General features: G+C 42.3%; 1 protein-coding gene. It reads right to left on the bottom strand.

Annotated elements, in window-relative coordinates:
* On the bottom strand, window positions 1-220 hold a 220-nt coding region (locus AAEZ06_RS27620), incomplete at its 3' end, for a peptidylprolyl isomerase (protein WP_350617313.1).
* Window positions 221-260: the final 40 nt, after the last annotated feature.

A 260-nucleotide genomic window follows, 5' to 3' on the forward strand; every position in this document is an offset into this window, starting at 1 on the left:
GGGTAAAGAGTTCACTGTTGAAGCAGACTTTATCAAATGCTGGTACCATGTCGCCTTTTTCAAACTCACCTAAGCTGCCACCTTTTTTGCCTGATGGGCAGGTGGAGTGTTTCTTAGCCAGTACATCAAACTGCGCGCCTTTTTTGAGTTTGGCAATAATGTCGTCAGCCAATGCTTTATCTTTGACTAAAATGTGTAATGCGCTAGCGGTGCGAGCCATAACGTAAACCTTCATAAAATATTGATTATCAGGGCATTAT

The sequence above is a fragment of the Pseudomonas sp. HY7a-MNA-CIBAN-0227 genome (genome assembly GCF_040310325.1).
GTDB lineage: Bacteria > Pseudomonadota > Gammaproteobacteria > Pseudomonadales > Pseudomonadaceae > Aquipseudomonas.